Raw genomic sequence first — 15,048 nt, forward strand, 5'->3', positions numbered from 1 at the left:
ATGGGATTATCCGGCTTGACGAACACATACAGCACGAATGTGACGACCCAGGTTGCCATCAGGATCGCCGTGGATCTACGAGGTCTCACTGATTCCCTCCCGGCGCAACGCCGCGGCTACTCGCACCCGCAGTTCGCGACCGACTTCGAATTGTTTACCCGGCAACGTGCGGGCAACCATTCGGATGTTCATCTGGTCGACCGTCAGGTCTTCGACACCCATCACGCTGGGCTCGTCGAGTAGTAGCGGCCGCAGTCGACTATCTTCGTACGCCTGTGTACCGACCGCGTGCAGGATCTCGTTGACCCTGGTGATGTCGACGCTCGCGGCCACCGGCACGTCGATCGCGGCGCGGGCCCAATCCTTCGACAGATTCGTCACTTTCACGATCTGGCCGTTGGGCACGGTGATCACTTCACCGTCCGCGTTACGCAGGGTGGTGATCCGCAGCGTGACATCCTCGACCGTACCCTCGGCCTGCTCTGCGGATCCAGTCACCGCGATGCGAACCACGTCACCGAACCCGTACTGACGCTCGGTGATCAGGAAGAACCCGGCGAGAATGTCCTGCACGATGCGCTGCGCGCCGAAACCGAGTGCGGCACCGAGCACCGCGGCGGGCGCGACGAGTCCGGTCACCTCGAACCCCATGCGCCGCAGCACCTCGATGCCGACCAGCACATACACGATTGTCAGTACGACCCAGGTGACCACCTGCGCCAGCGCGTGCCGATGTTTGGCCGCTTCGGTCCGCACCAGCGCATCGCTGCTGCGGAATCCGGCGTCGATCTTGCGCGTGATCCGATCTCTGATGAAGGTCGCGAACCGGCTGAACAGGACTGCGCCGAGGAGGTAGAGCACGATCTCCAGGCCCGAGGAACGCAGCCAGGTCGTGAAATCGGTGGACGAGGCGAATGCCTGGATCCCCGCGACATTCATTTAGCTTGCCTGCTCTCGCATTCGCCAGCGGATTCCGGATTCGATGAAACCATCGATGTCACCGTCGAGCACAGCGGACGGATTATTGACTTCGTAGTTGGTCCGCAGATCCTTGACCATCTGGTACGGGTGCAGCACGTAGGAGCGCATCTGGTTGCCCCAGGACGCGCCCTCGTTCGTCTTCAGCGCGTCCATCTGGGCGCGTTCCTCCTGGCGCTTGCGTTCCAGCAGCTTGGCCTGCAGCACGCGCATCGCCGAAATCTTGTTCTGCAGTTGGGATTTCTCGTTCTGGCAGGTGACGACGATGCCGGTCGGGATGTGTGTCAGCCGGACTGCGGAGTCGGTGGTGTTGACGCTCTGGCCGCCGGGACCCGACGAGCGGTACACGTCCACCCTGATCTCGGTGTCGGGGATCTCGATGTGGTCGGTGGTTTCGACGACCGGCAGCACCTCGACCTCGGCAAAGGAGGTCTGGCGCCGGCCCTGGTTGTCGAACGGGCTGATGCGCACGAGCCGGTGTGTGCCCATCTCCACCGAGAGCGTGCCGTAGGCATACGGTGACTTCACCGCGAAGGTGGCGCTCTTGATGCCCGCTTCTTCAGCGTAGGAGGTGTCGTACACCTCGACCGAGAACTTGTGCCGGTCCGCCCACCGGATGTACATGCGCATCAGCATCTCGGCCCAGTCCGCGGCGTCGACGCCGCCCGCACCCGATCGGATGTTGACCAGTGCGTCGCGCTTGTCGTACTCGCCCGACAGCAGCGTCCGAACCTCCATGGCCTCCACGTCACCGTGCAGCGCGGCACGTTCGGCGTCGGCGTCGGCCAGCGCGGAAACCTGCGCCTCGCCTTCCTCGCCCTCGGCCAGCTCGTAGAGCACGGGCAGATCTTCCAGCCGCTGGCGCAGTTCCTCGACCCGGCGCAGTTCGCTCTGCGCGTGCGACAGCTCACTGGTGACCTGCTGCGCGTGGTCCTGGTCGTTCCACAGGTCCGGGTCGGCGGCCTGATGTTCCAGTTCGTCGATACGGCGACGCAGCTCCTCGATGTCGAGGACCGACTCGACCGTCTTGAGGGTGGCGTCGAGTTCGGCGAGATCAGCGGAGACGTCAGGATGCACGATGTCCTAGCCTACTGTGCTGCTCCGCCTGCCCCTAAACCCAGCGCGCCACTGAGCGCGACAGGGCTTGGCGCCGCGGGCCTGCCCGTCGGTGCACACCCGTGTTCGTGGTGTGACCGGGTACTCACGGAGATCGGTCGTCGCGTGCGGGACCAGTAGCGTCGCCGAGTAGCGCGATCAGCTCGATACCGCGCGCAGACCGCCGGGGCGGCGGCCCGCGAGCGCATCGAGGGCGTGCGCGGTGGAGTCGTCGGCGGGCAAGTAGACGATCAATTGCTGGTCGTCGTCGGCAGACAGTTCCAGGGTCTCGTAGGACAGCCGCAGGTTGCCCGCGTCAGGATGCACAAGGCGGGTGATGCCCGTGGCGGCGGCAAGACTGGGCACAGACTCCACCCGTCGGGTGAACTCCGCGCCTGCGGCGACGGTGAGTTCATCGGCCAGTGCGGCAATATGCGGATCGGCGCGGAACGGGCCCTGCTTGAGCGCGGCAACCGCCTCGTCGGCGATATGGTCCCAATCCGGGTACACGGTGCGGGCGCGCGGATCAGTGAATACGAACAGCGCGAGATTCGCCCAGCCCTCATCGTCGAGCAGCCCGGTCGGCGCCATGAGACGTTCGTAGCCTTCGGTCCAGGCAAGCGGTTCGCGCAGTCGATTGACCACGACCGCGGGCGCGGGCTCCAAGCGGTCGAGGACGGCACGGACCGTGGGGCGCACCTCGCGCGGCGGCTGTGCGGCGCCCCTACAGCTGAATCCGGCATCGGCGGCCTTGGTCAGCCGGTGCAGGTGAACACGCTCACTAGGCGCGAGGTGCAATGCGTCGGCAAGCGCGCCGAGCACCGGTGGTGAGGGACGACGATCGCGACCCTGCTCGAGACGGGTGATGTATTCGACGCTCACCCCGGCGAGGGTGGCCAGCTCGGCGCGACGCAGTCCTGGGGTCCGGCGTCGAGTACCGGTCGGCAATCCGACCTGGGCCGGGGTGACCGCTTCGCGCCGGGTGCGCAGGAAGAGTCCCAACTCGTTGTCGCTCACCCTTCGAACGGTACAAGCGGCGGCCGTCGCGAGGGTGACCCTGCCACTACCACTCTCCGCGCGGTCTTCCCGGCAACCGCGGCGGGCAGCAGATTGGGACATGCGACGGCCGAACCCGGTCGTGGCGATGGTTCCTACGATGGAGAACGGCATGTCCACACTGAAGCTCGCGGTAATCGTCGCAAGCGTGCGCGAAGGACGCTTTGCCCCCGTGGTGACCTCCTGGTTCACCGAACATGCCGTGCGACACGGCGGGTTCGAGATCGACGTGATCGACCTGGCGGATTTCGAACTGCCGCTGGCGCTGCCCGCGGTCTCCCCCGCGCTCGACCCGAACCCGCCGCGCCCGGCCGGTATGACCGACCTCACCCGACGGCTGACCACAGCCGATGCCTTCGTCATCGTCACCCCCGACTACAACCGCAGCTTCCCCGCCTCGATCAAGGCCGCTATCGACTGGCACTTCACCCAGTGGGACAGCAAGACCATCGGCTTCGTCGGCTACAGCGGCGCCAGCGGCGGCCTGCTCGCCATCGAAGGCCTCCGCCAGGTGTTCAACGAGCTCAACGCCCACACCATTCGCAACTACGTCTCTTTCCCCCGCTACTACCTCCTCTTCGACGCCGAAGGCCGCCTCCTCGCCCCCGAAGAACCTGCGGCAGCCGCCCAAGCCATGCTCGACCAACTTCACTGGTGGGCGACCGCCCTCACCTCCGCACGCGCCGCCACCGTCGCCGCGTAACCCCCGACCTCGACAACGAGTGACACATCGTGGTGGGACCGACTCGATGTTTGCCGCATGTGCCACTCACAGAGCCGATCGGCGGGTCGCTAGGGTTCGGGGGTGGATTCTTCCGATCTCGAACTTGCCCTGCGGTTGGCCGATGAGGCCGACGCGATTACTCGGGCGCGCTTCGGTGCGCTGGATCTGAAGGTTGATTCGAAGCCCGATCTGACGCCGGTTTCCGACGCCGATCTGGCGGTAGAGAAGGCGATCCGGCAGGTGCTCGGGCAGGAGCGGCCCGGCGATTCGGTGCTCGGCGAGGAATTCGGCGGGGACGCGGAGTTCACCGGACGGCAGTGGGTGATCGACCCCATCGACGGCACCAAGAATTTCGTGCGCCGGGTGCCGATCTGGGCGACGCTGATCGCATTGCTCGAAGACGGGGTGCCCGTTGTCGGCGTGGTGAGCGCTCCTGCGCTGACCCGCAGGTGGTGGGCAGCGGCGGGGGCCGGCGCCTGGTCCACCTTCGATCAGGAAGCGCCGAAGGCGATTTCGGTGTCCGCGGTGGCCGAGCTGAGCTCGGCGAGCCTGGCGTTCTCCAGTCTGTCGGGTTGGCGCGAACGCGGTCTACGCGAGCACTTCCTGGCCCTCACCGACGACGTCTGGCGCGTCCGCGGCTACGGCGACTTCCTCACCTACTGCCTGCTGGCCGAGGGCGCGGTGGACATCGCCACCGAGCCCGAGGTCTCGCTGTGGGATCTCGCCGCCCTCGACATCCTGGTGCGCGAGGCAGGCGGCCGCTTCACCTCGCTGCACGGCGAGCCCGGCCCGCACGGCGGCGACGCCATCGCCACCAACGGTCTGCTGCACGATGAGGTGCTCGCCCGCCTCGGCGCCGACTGATTCTCGGCTCAGTTCGGCGTGAGCTGCTTCTGCATGAGGACCACGCGGGCGGTGCCGTGGAACTGTGGCGGCAGCTGTGTTTCCCGCACCTCGAGGAAACCCTGTGCGGCATAATACTTGCGCAGCACCGGGTTGTCCGCGGCGGCATCGAGTCGTTGCACCGTAACGCCTTGGGCCAGCGTGTATTCGGCGCAGAATCGGATGATGCGGGAGCCGAGATCGCGTCCGCGATATTCCGGAGCGACCATGAGTCCGTGGATGTATCCGGCGTCGGCGTCGTCCGCGCCCCAGAAGTCCGGATCCCGCCAGACGATCCGGACCGCGGCGGTCAATTCGGTCGGGGTCTCGCGCCACACGAACCATTCACCCCGGGTCGCTTCTTCGGCCACCACCGCAGCGGGGTACTCGCCGGGCAACCATTGCGCGATACCGTTGCCGACCATCCATTCGGCGAGGCGATCGCGTAGTTGCGCAATGTCGGATGCGTCAGCGGGAGTCGCCACGACCATGGGGGCAGCTTCGGGCACGTGCTCTCCTTCGGTGCTTTTCAGGATCGTTGACGAGCCGGGGTCAGCCGAGATGCTTCAGCTGCGGCCATAGCTCCGGCCAGGCCGCGCGCGGCTCGCGGCAACGGAAGATCGGTCGGCCCTGCTCGTCGTTGTCGATGTCGAAGCCATTGTCGATTCGACCCGCCGGTTCGATGTCGCGAAAGAAGCGAACCAACTGATCGCGTTCGATACCGACGGCGATCACGACAGCAGCGGCAGCACTCGGCGGGCCCCACCACCAGTAGGCATTGTGCCCGCTGTGCGGTGTCGGCAGTCCGTATTGCCCGCCGAAACGCTCGATGGCGCCCGCCGCACCGGAGTCGGCGGTGAGCACAGCGACATCGGCTCCGAGTCCGGCGCGCGCGTCGGCGATCTGACGCACGAATTCCGGCCAGCCGATGGTCTCGCCCGCGTCGTAGTCGACTGCGAGCACCGGCGAATTCGGCAGCGCCGAAATCGGCAACACCGGCAGGAACAACACTGCCGAGACGAGAGCGTTCACCGCGAGTGCTGAACCCACTGCCGCCCAACGCATTCGTCGAAGCCCCAGCCATGCCGCGACCGGCACCGCGGCGGCAGCAAGCAGAATCGGATACATCCCGCCCATGTAGTAGGCCTTGCCACCGGTGGCCACGAACACGACGAACATCAGCGCGTACCCGACCACGAAAGCTCGGTAGCGGACCGCGCGCCATAGCCGCCACAGCCCGAATATCCACAGCGGCACCAACAATGGCCCCATCAGACCGAATTGCAGCAGCACGAACGCCGCGGGCGAATCCGAGGTGCCCGAGGAGCCGCCGGCGATCGCCCGGCCCATTTCCCATTGCGGCCAGCCGTTCTCGGCCTGCCACCACAGGTAGGGCAGCCAGATCAGCGCGGCGATGCCGACTGCCACAGGAAAGAACGTGGTAGCGAAGATCTTTCGTGGTCCGACCAGAACCAGTGCCAGCACGAGCGCACCGACGGGGAAGATCACCAGCAGCTTATTCTGCAGCCCGACCCCGATTACGAGCCCGATCAGGAGCCACCATCTCGGGTCGGCACCGCGCTGCCCTCGAGCGTTGCCGACCCGGCTGGCCGCGCTGTCGGTCACCCCGTCGCCTGCGGGATCACGCAGCAGTTTCAGCACCAGCAGGCATATCGACGACCAGACGGCCATATCGAGCGACGTGGTGGTGAGCAGGTGCCCGACACCCATCACCAGCGCCGCGGCGGCCACCGACGCCGACGCGAGGGCCTGCGCACCGCGCCCGCCGCCGAATTCGCGTGCCATCAGACCCGCGCAGACCACGATGAACGTGGCGGCCACGATCGACGGAAGGCGCAGCAGCAGCAACGAATCGGGATCGATTGCCGACACCGTGTGAGCGAGCAGCGGCGTCAGCGGCGGCTGATCCGGGTATCCCCAATCGAGGCGCCTGCCCGCGGCCAGAAAGTAGAGCTCGTCGCGGTGGTACCCGTAGCGCGCGGCGAAAGCGATGAGTAGAGCAGCAAACAGTCCCGCGACGATGGTCAGCTGCCGCATCGCGACAGCGGGCACCTGTCGCACCGCGACGATGGGCACTTGTCCAGCCTGACACAGATCGGCGGCGTAAGCTGCACCTCGACGGGGTTCTTACTCTGGAGTAAGATAGCCTTACTCAGGAGTAAGATAGCTGGGATAAGACCTCACCCCACCCACCCGAGAAAACAGGTGATGATGAGCACTCGAGACAGCGCAACGACGCGACGTCCAGACACGTCCGCTGTTGGCCTGAACCATCCCAAGCGGGACTGGATGGGCGCGGCCATGCGGATCATGACGACCTTCACCGGGTCGGAGCTCGCCGAGAAGTACAACCTGCGCAAGCCGATCGAGCGAGTCACCTACGAAGGCACCAAGACCGGTTTCCGCACCCTCGGCGCGGCCACCCGCGCGTTCGCCAAGGTCGCGGGCAACGGCGCACCGAAGCGGCTGGCGGACAACGAGTCGAAGAACAAGGATTTCTTCGACCTCACCCCCAGCGACGAGCAGCAGATGATCGTCGAGACGGTGAAGGAATTCGCCGCCGAGATCCTGCGCCCGGCCGCCTACGAAGCCGACGGCGCCGCGAAGGCCCCGCGCGACCTGCTCGAGCGGGCCGCCGAACTCGGCATCACCCTCATCAACGTGCCCGAGGAGCTCGAGGGCGCGGCCGCCGAGCGTGGCGCGGTCACCAACTCGCTGGTCGCCGAGGCCCTCGCGCACGGTGACATGGGCCTCGCCCTGCCGATCCTCGCGCCGAGCGGTGTCGCGATTGCCCTTTCCCAGTGGGGCACCGACGCTCAGCAGCAGACCTACCTGCCCGCCTTCACCGGCGAGAACGTCCCACAGGCCGCCGTCGTGATCAGCGAGCCGCGGGCCCTGTTCGATCCGTTCGCATTGCAGACCAAGGCGACTCGCTCCCCCAGCGGCTATCGCCTCAACGGCGTGAAGAGCCTGGTGCCCGCCGCCGCGGATGCCGAGCTGTTCCTCGTCGCCGCTGAGCTGGACGGTCGGCCCGCCCTGTTCATCGTGCCGTCCGACACCCAGGGCCTGGTCGTCGAGGCCGACCCGAGCATGGGTCTGCGTGCCGCGGGCCTCGGCCGCCTGATCCTCGACAATGTCGCGGTCGGCACCGACGCCATCCTCGGTGACAGCGATGCCGTCCAGCGCGCCGAAGAGTACGCGGACGCAGTACGTCTCGCCCGCCTCGGCTGGGCCTCGCTGGCCATCGGCACCGGCCAGGCGGTGCTGGACTACGTGATTCCGTACGTGAACGAGCGTGAGGCGTTCGGCGAGCCGATCAGCCATCGCCAGGCGGTCGCCTTCATGGTCGCCAACATCGCCATCGAACTCGACGGCCTTCGGCTCGTGACCCTGCGGGGTGCGTCACGCGCGGAGCAGGGACTGTCGTTCGCGCGCGAAGCGGCGCTGGCGAGAAAGCTGGCCACCGACAAGGGCATGCAGATCGGTCTCGATGGCGTGCAGCTGCTCGGTGGCCACGGCTTCACGAAGGAACACCCGGTCGAGCGCTGGTACCGCGATCTGCGGGCCATCGGCGTCGCCGAAGGTGTCGTGCTCATCTAAACCGGCTGGTTCCTTACCTTCCAGGAGACATTCCATGATCAATCTCGAACTCCCCAAGAAGCTGCGGGCCAGCGCCAACCAGGCCCACCAGGTCGCCTCGGAAATCTTCCGTCCGATCTCGCGCAAGTACGACCTCGGCGAACACGACTACCCGGTCGAGCTGGACGCCATGGCCGCCATGGTCGAGGGCCTCGCCGACTCCGGCACCCAGAAGATCGGCGGCGCAGCCGGTGGCCGTTCGCATGACAGCGAGTCCGACAGCCACGCCACCGAGCTGCTCGGAAACAGCAACGGCGGCAATATGTCCGCGCTGCTGAACGCCCTGGAGACCTCCTGGGGCGACGTCGGCCTCATGCTCTCGATCCCTTACCAGGGTCTGGGAAACGCAGCCATCGCGGCCGTCGCCACCGACGAGCAGCTGAAGCGTTTCGGCAAAGTGTGGGCCTCGATGGCCATTACCGAGCCGTCTTTCGGCTCGGACTCGGCCGCCGTCACCACCACCGCCGTCCTCGACGGCGACGAGTGGGTTCTCAACGGCGAGAAGATTTTCGTGACCGCGGGCCAGCGCTCCACCCACATCGTGGTGTGGGCGTCGGTCGACCGTAGCCTCGGCCGCGCCGCGATCAAGTCGTTCGTCGTGCCGCGTGAGGCCCCCGGCCTTTCGGTGGCCAGGCTCGAGCACAAGCTCGGCATCAAGGCCTCCGACACCGCCGTGCTACTGCTACAGGACTGCCGGATTCCGAAGGACAACATCCTCGGCAGCCCGGAAGTCAACGTGGAGAAGGGCTTTGCCGGGGTCATGCAGACCTTCGACAACACCCGCCCGCTCGTTGCCGCCATGGCCGTCGGTGTCGCCCGCGCCGCTCTCGAGGAGCTGCGCGCGATCCTGACCGACGCCGGTGTCGAGATCTCCTACGACACCCCGGCCAACAATCAGCACGCCGCAGCCGCCGAATTCCTGCGCATGGAAGCCGATTACGAGTCCGCCTACCTGTTGTCGCTGCGCGCCGCGTGGATGGCCGACAACAAGAAGCCGAACTCCCTGGAAGCCTCCATGTCCAAGGCCAAAGCGGGCCGCACCGGCACCGACGTGACCTTGAAGGCCGTCGAACTCGCAGGCGCCATCGGCTACTCCCAGCGCACCCTGCTCGAAAAGTGGGGCCGCGACTCGAAGATCCTGGATATCTTCGAAGGTACCCAGCAGATCCAGCAGCTCATCGTGGCGCGCCGGGTCCTCGGCAAGACCAGCGCCGAGCTGAAATAACAAGTCGCACAACAGAAAACCGGTGTCGGTCCACTGTGGACCGGCACCGGTTTGCTGTCTGGCGACGTCGGTCATCGGCGAACTATGACGTCGGTCGACGGGATCTGAGATCAATGACGAGGCGCAGATCTCGGCGCCGCGGCCGGTGGACCACGCCGCGATGGACGGCAGGTCACCGTCCGCCGGGTGTCGCGCCACATGTTCCGGTCGCAGGCACACCGCGCAATCGTTGATCCAGCCAATCCATGGTCGTGCCATAGGAGCTGACGTAGGCCGCCAGATGTTCACCGCCGACGATATTCTTCGTCGCCGCCACCCCCAGGGCACATTGCTCGCGCCACAGCTGCTCGGCCTCCGGCACGGGAATCCAAGGATCGTTGATACCGTGGTAAATGAACAGCGGCACTCCCGATTTCCGGCCGTTCATACTCAGATGTTGGAAGATAGCCTCGGCCGATTCGCTGTCGAGCGACTTATCGATTGTGGCCATCGTGTCGACCGGGATGGGCATTATCCCGAGTGCACCGAAACTACCGCTGCAGATATCTTTGACGGGGGACGTCGCCACCCATTGCGCCGCATGGTTCATGAGGCCGAGGATTTCTGGGTGCTCCCGGCCGAGCGCGAGCACGGTGGTGAGCAGGAACGCGGAGATGTAGGAACCATCGAAGGCGTGGGCGAACCGGCGATAGTCGGTGACCAATCCACCGAAACTCGCGCCAGCGAAATACGGGAGCAGTTCCGGTGCGTATTCCTGTACCAGCATGGCCGCAGCGTGGGAAGCGACGGCACCGCCGGAGTATCCGGTCGAGGCGAAACGGCTCTCGCCGAACTGATCCGGGGCGAAATTGCGGACCGCGCGGATGGAGTCGAGCAGGTTGTGTCCGGCGACGGCCGGCTCCGAGTAGGCCATCAGGGGGCCCTCGTGGTCGGGGATAATCAGCGCGTACCCGTGCTCGATCGCCCAGGCGGTCGGCGACGGTGTGAAATCGTTGCCGGTCGGGACTTCCATGCCGTGGGAGAGCACGTAACCGGGGGTGCAGCGCTTGTTGAGCGCGTTGATGGCTTGCGCGTTCACCAAGACGGGCTGACTGCCGGGCTCGGTCCACGCCTTGAGGGGAAGAACCAGCGTCGCGGTGCCGATGGAGGGCTCACCGGCGGAGTTGGTGGTGCGGAATTTCAGGAGAGTGGCGCGTGAAATGGAGGTGAGGTTCAGGAGAAGCATCGTCGGCTTGGCCGACGCCGTCACATCCCGCCATTCCAGAATGTCGCCGGGCGCATAGCGGGCGAGATCCGCCGGCCAGGTGTCGAACAGTGGGTCACCGGTCGGCGCGGACTGCACACCATTCCACAGCGCTATCAGTTCCTGCGGCAGATCACTCGGTGCCGCAAGGGGCCGCGACGCTCGCGGTAGCATCTTCGTCGGCGCGGGAAGATGGGAATCGATCCACTGCTGCAGTGGGTTCGGACCCTCCTGTACACCAACGGACGGGGCAACCGACACCGAAGATTCCGGCGCGTCCGCCTCCGCCCGGGCAGGTATCTGCCCCATTGTGATCGAAAGACCCAGTACCATCGTGGCCGCAGTCAACAGATGCTTCACGATTCATCAAGTTACGACATGAAAGCGCGCAAACCCGGGATTTAGGGAGCCCGTTCATTCATGAACTTGCGATAATCTGCTACTACTCGTGAGAACGCGCGGAATGCGCCATTACCGTGCGTTCGGATGGCCCTCCAACGCCTCGACCCGGAACGGGCGAGAACTACGGAGAACTCCTCGCCCAGCTCACAGCGCATTTTCGCAATCTTTCACCAGGACACCGCAATTCGCCTGGAAGATCCTGGATATCTTCGAAGGCACCCAGCAGATCCAGCAGCTCATCGTCTGACAGCACAGATGGGAGTGGGAATCGCCCAGTCGGTGACCGGGTTGCCGAATATCCTTTGCCGACCGCACACCTTGTGACCGCCGAAGTGGTTGGTATGCGGGCCTTATCGGCGGCCAGAACGCGGATCCGTCCGAGAACCTCGTTGCCTGTATCGAACGGTGACCAGGTACGGTGTGAGACCGAGAGGTCCGCTCAGGTGAGTTGCAGACCTTCGTGTTGGAAGCTACTCGAGGACGTCATGATCAAGCTCTTCTCCGCTGTTTTGCTGACCGCGACGGCGGCCGCCGCCCTACAGGTCCTGCCCGCCGCGCCCGCACATGCGAAGTCCCCCAGCTGCGCCAAAGCCATCGAGCTGATCAATGCCGCGATCGCCATCAGCGGCGACAACCTGGACGATGCCACCCAGCACGCTTTGTCCGACAGGCTGTCGGGCCTGGCCGCCCTGGCCGTTGGCGAAGAAAAGGACGCTATCACCGGCTACGCCAACGCCTTGGTCGATGACAACATCACCGACCTGGACCCCGCCACGAACGAACTCAACCGCGTCTGCGCCTGAACCGTCGGGGCATCGCGAAGGCACTTACGCGATCCGGACGCCGCGATATCATGCTCGATCGCCCATCAACGACGCTGACAACGCTTCGATAGGGGTGGTCCCGCTCCCCGTACGGACCACGAGCCGAGCCGCCGGATCAACGGCTTACGACTACCGGACCCCCATCTCGAGACCACGAGTCCGAGCTGCCCTCGGGCTTCAGGTGATGCTTGACGTTTTGGCTTCATTGGAGGCTCGACACCTTGCGCGAAGAACCTCCGCACAGGCCATCGAGCGTTTTTTCGATCTTCCACTGGGACAACGGAACCCGGTCGCAAGATCCTGGATATCTTCCACAAGCACCCAGCAGATCCAGCGGCTCATCCCGGCCCGCCAGGTCCTCGGCAAGACCAGCGCCGAGCCGAAGTGATGCTGAAGTAGTAAGTACTGCAACCGAAACCGCAGGTCGACACAACGACTCGCACCGGTTTTCTATTGTGCGCCAACACCCGGTGGCGAGCGTCGGGTGTCCTGCTAGTCGAAGATCACCAGATCCGGGACGGCGGCACCGCCGAAACTTCCGGATTTTCCGAGAGACATGCCCACCCGGTGCGGCTGTTCGACAGCGCAATCCGTTACGTTGCTGCACACGCACGGGTTTGACTAACGTAACGCTGCGTGTTGAGTCCGAAGAATTCAGCGGACGAATTTCCACCGAGCTGTACCAAGACCCCTCAAGGAGACTGGTTATGCAGAAGTTGGGTTTGATACGTCGCTTCACTGCCGCACTCGCGGCAACGACCGCAGTGGCTGTCGTATTCGCAGGGCAGGCCGCCGCCGATCCGGTGCAGGTCGACTGGAATACGGCGGTTCAGAAACTGCGTGCCGCGGCCGCGGGCGATCCGACGGCCGAGCAGGCCGTGGATCGGCTGATGGCCTCCGGCGGCCAGGTCACCACTGGCGAGCAGGTGGCATTGCCCGCACAGCCGTTCCAGATGCCGGCGCAATCCGATATCGGCCGCGGTGGCGGCCCCGGCGCCTACGGCACCGGCCTCGCGCTCGGCATCGACGGATTCCGGCTCGGATTCTTCGGCGGCCCAGGCACGATCGCGCCGGACCAGAGCGGAGCCAGGCTCCAGGCAACCTGGGTCAACCTGTCCAATGGCCGTAGCGGCACCGAGGTGCTCACCGAGCACAACAATGCCCCCGTGGACACCACCATTCGCACCCGGGCCATCAACACCGGCGGCGGCATGATCGTGGCCGCGGTGTACGGAACCCTGTGGCACCGCTGGCCGGTCCCGGTCAGCGAGGCGAACCCCGACGGATACCAGTACCAGCTCGGCACTATCTCCACGCCATCCTTCGGCGCCGTCTATAACTGACCGTCCCAACCCACACCCGAGAGCCGATGCGAGTCCGTCCTGGACGCGCATCGGCTCTCGCGTGTTTCACCATGCCGAACGGCACGGCGAGGGCGCAGAGGTGTCCTCTTGTCCGGCATTACGTAGTTCCGTAATTTTGGGGCGTGGGTCTAGAGGAACGGGTTGCGGAGCTGGAGCGACGGCTCGGCGCGTTGGAGGCAGGCGGCGGCCGGGGCGCGGACGCATCGTCGGAGAAGTGGGCGGTGCAACGGCTGCAGGAGGATTTCTCCGACGCCGACGAGCCCAACGGCGGGGTGCTGTTCGCCGGGTCGGTGCGGCTACCTACCGATGAGCATTACGGGTGGCAGGCACGGTTCACCACCGGTGAGATCATCGAGGACGACTGGTCCGAGGCAGCCGAATGTCTGGCCGCCCTCGGCAGTCCGGTACGACTGCGGCTGCTGCGTGAGGTGATGGGTGGCCGCAGGACCGCAGCCGAACTCGTCGGGCTCGAAGGGGTCGGAACCTCTGGTCAGGTGTATCACCATCTGCGGCAGTTGGCCGCCGTCGGCTGGCTACACACCGCCGGCCGTGGGCGTTTCGAAGTGCCGGAGGGCCGGGTCGTGCCGCTGCTGGTCGCGCTGGCCAGCGCGCGGCGCTGACGCGGTCCGCGACCAAATCGCTTACGGGATAAGAGCAGTCGCGGCCGGCAACACCACGCTTTCTGCCGCCGGACATCGGACCGCGCCCGGACTGCGCTTCGGGCTGCCGATGCGGATCGGGTTGCCGATGCGGATCGGACCACACACAAGTCCGCGCCGACCGCGGCTAACAGCCGAACAGCATGCCCGCGTTGTCGTTCGGGGTCGCCACCTGCTGCTTCAGGCACCCGAACGGGATGACGCCTGCATCGCTCATCTGCACGCCCGAGCCCGCCTCTGAGTTCACACAGGCGAGGCCGCTGGCGTCCATGCGACAGGTGAACTCGCGAATGGACAGCGCACTGCCGTAGGGCAATTCGGCACCGCGCCCCTGCACGAACGGACCCGGATCGCCACGGAAGGCGCCGACGGTCAGCTTGCCGCCGGTGTAGCGGATCCAGCCGCCCTTCCAGTTGCCGATGCCGTCGTGGGGTTTGGCGGGCGGATTCTTCAACTCGACGAGGCATACGACGCCCCGATCACCGTGCTCGTAATCGGTGATACAGCTGATCTTTCCGGAGGGACTGGTGAAGGCGCGGTCGCTCTTCAGGTCGGTCACCGCGCCACTGTCCAGGCGTGCGGTGCGGTACCCCACCGGATCGGCCGCACTACCCGCCCGGGTCCACGACTCCAGATCCGCCACCGACGCGCCGCTGGTCGGAGCCGACCGCGTCGACGATGCCGACGGCCCGACCGACGCTACGCCGGTCGAGCTCGGGGCGGCAGCCGACCGATGATCCGTTTCCGCAGCACAACCGGCCGATAGCAGAACGATGGCCATGACGGCCGCGATACGCATGCCTCGAACCTTAACGGCCCACCGTGCGACGGCGTGTTGTGAACGGTGGCTCGCGCCACAGCTGGACCACCAGATGTCGGTTTATCGACATTGTGTGATCCACCCCACTGCCGCTGATACGGTGGGCTGGCATATAC

General features: G+C 65.8%; 14 protein-coding genes. 7 read left to right on the forward strand and 7 right to left on the reverse strand.

Annotated elements, in window-relative coordinates:
* Window positions 1-75: 75 nt before the first annotated feature.
* The 3 genes from OHA42_RS34765 to OHA42_RS34775 form a co-directional block, all read right to left on the reverse strand.
* Entirely contained in the window at window positions 76-939 is an 864-nt protein-coding gene (locus tag OHA42_RS34765; protein ID WP_328405016.1) for a mechanosensitive ion channel family protein, read from the reverse strand.
* Window positions 940-2,055 carry a peptide chain release factor 2 gene (prfB, locus tag OHA42_RS34770; RefSeq protein ID WP_328405018.1) on the reverse strand — a complete coding sequence of 372 codons (1,116 nt, stop codon included), beginning with the start codon at window positions 2,053-2,055 and terminating at the stop codon, window positions 940-942. It lies immediately after the preceding gene.
* 177 nt (window positions 2,056-2,232) lie between these two features.
* Window positions 2,233-3,090, reverse strand: a complete 858-nt coding sequence (locus tag OHA42_RS34775) for a helix-turn-helix transcriptional regulator (RefSeq protein ID WP_406232263.1) — start codon at window positions 3,088-3,090, stop codon at window positions 2,233-2,235.
* 151 nt (window positions 3,091-3,241) lie between these two features.
* Here OHA42_RS34775 and OHA42_RS34780 point away from each other — a divergent pair, with 151 nt between their 5' ends.
* Both OHA42_RS34780 and hisN read left to right on the forward strand, forming a co-directional pair.
* Window positions 3,242-3,832, forward strand: coding sequence for an NADPH-dependent FMN reductase (locus tag OHA42_RS34780; RefSeq protein WP_406232264.1), 591 nt, complete (start codon window positions 3,242-3,244; stop codon window positions 3,830-3,832).
* 102 nt (window positions 3,833-3,934) lie between these two features.
* Window positions 3,935-4,717, forward strand: a complete 783-nt coding sequence (gene hisN, locus OHA42_RS34785) for a histidinol-phosphatase (protein ID WP_406232266.1) — start codon at window positions 3,935-3,937, stop codon at window positions 4,715-4,717.
* 8 nt (window positions 4,718-4,725) lie between these two features.
* Here the strand turns inward: hisN and OHA42_RS34790 are convergent, their stop codons facing one another.
* Window positions 4,726-5,244: a GNAT family N-acetyltransferase gene (locus OHA42_RS34790; RefSeq protein ID WP_406232268.1), complete on the reverse strand. Its 519-nt coding sequence runs from the start codon at window positions 5,242-5,244 to the stop codon at window positions 4,726-4,728.
* Window positions 5,245-5,287: 43 nt separating this feature from the next.
* Window positions 5,288-6,832, reverse strand: a complete 1,545-nt coding sequence (locus tag OHA42_RS34795; RefSeq protein WP_406232270.1) for a glycosyltransferase family 39 protein — start codon at window positions 6,830-6,832, stop codon at window positions 5,288-5,290.
* 129 nt (window positions 6,833-6,961) lie between these two features.
* On the opposite strand from OHA42_RS34795, the gene OHA42_RS34800 reads away from it, so the two are divergent.
* Complete coding sequence (locus OHA42_RS34800; protein WP_406232272.1) at window positions 6,962-8,356, forward strand: acyl-CoA dehydrogenase family protein; 1,395 nt, start codon at window positions 6,962-6,964, stop codon at window positions 8,354-8,356.
* 34 nt (window positions 8,357-8,390) lie between these two features.
* Window positions 8,391-9,620 (forward strand): acyl-CoA dehydrogenase family protein, encoded by a 1,230-nt coding sequence (locus OHA42_RS34805; protein WP_328405032.1) that lies wholly within the window; start codon window positions 8,391-8,393, stop codon window positions 9,618-9,620.
* A gap of 172 nt (window positions 9,621-9,792) precedes the next feature.
* On the opposite strand, the gene OHA42_RS34810 is transcribed toward OHA42_RS34805, so the two are convergent.
* Window positions 9,793-11,223 (reverse strand): lipase family protein, encoded by a 1,431-nt coding sequence (locus tag OHA42_RS34810; RefSeq protein WP_406232273.1) that lies wholly within the window; start codon window positions 11,221-11,223, stop codon window positions 9,793-9,795.
* A gap of 527 nt (window positions 11,224-11,750) precedes the next feature.
* Here OHA42_RS34810 and OHA42_RS34815 point away from each other — a divergent pair.
* The 3 genes from OHA42_RS34815 (at window position 11,751) to OHA42_RS34825 (ending at window position 14,073) form a co-directional block, all read left to right on the forward strand.
* On the forward strand, window positions 11,751-12,068 hold the full coding sequence (locus OHA42_RS34815) for a hypothetical protein (RefSeq protein ID WP_406232274.1): 318 nt from the start codon (window positions 11,751-11,753) through the stop codon (window positions 12,066-12,068).
* A 728-nt stretch (window positions 12,069-12,796) separates the two neighbouring features.
* The gene (locus OHA42_RS34820; RefSeq protein ID WP_406232276.1) at window positions 12,797-13,432 is read left to right on the forward strand and encodes a hypothetical protein; all 636 of its coding nucleotides are present in this window, start codon (window positions 12,797-12,799) and stop codon (window positions 13,430-13,432) included.
* A gap of 143 nt (window positions 13,433-13,575) precedes the next feature.
* Window positions 13,576-14,073, forward strand: coding sequence for an ArsR/SmtB family transcription factor (locus tag OHA42_RS34825; RefSeq protein WP_406232278.1), 498 nt, complete (start codon window positions 13,576-13,578; stop codon window positions 14,071-14,073).
* Window positions 14,074-14,239: 166 nt separating this feature from the next.
* On the opposite strand, the gene OHA42_RS34830 is transcribed toward OHA42_RS34825, so the two are convergent.
* Entirely contained in the window at window positions 14,240-14,911 is a 672-nt protein-coding gene (locus tag OHA42_RS34830; RefSeq protein WP_406232280.1) for a hypothetical protein, read from the reverse strand.
* Window positions 14,912-15,048 lie beyond the last annotated feature (137 nt).

Source organism: Nocardia sp. NBC_01009 (genome assembly GCF_045208035.1).
GTDB lineage: Bacteria > Actinomycetota > Actinomycetes > Mycobacteriales > Mycobacteriaceae > Nocardia.

Coding starts and splice junctions, on each gene's coding strand:
- OHA42_RS34765 (WP_328405016.1), bottom strand. CDS start 939: ATGAATGTCGCGGGGATCCAGGCATTCGCCTCGTCCACCGATTTCACG.
- OHA42_RS34780 (WP_406232264.1), top strand. CDS start 3,242: ATGTCCACACTGAAGCTCGCGGTAATCGTCGCAAGCGTGCGCGAAGGA.
- OHA42_RS34805 (WP_328405032.1), top strand. CDS start 8,391: ATGATCAATCTCGAACTCCCCAAGAAGCTGCGGGCCAGCGCCAACCAG.
- OHA42_RS34815 (WP_406232274.1), top strand. CDS start 11,751: ATGATCAAGCTCTTCTCCGCTGTTTTGCTGACCGCGACGGCGGCCGCC.
- OHA42_RS34820 (WP_406232276.1), top strand. CDS start 12,797: ATGCAGAAGTTGGGTTTGATACGTCGCTTCACTGCCGCACTCGCGGCA.
- OHA42_RS34830 (WP_406232280.1), bottom strand. CDS start 14,911: ATGCGTATCGCGGCCGTCATGGCCATCGTTCTGCTATCGGCCGGTTGT.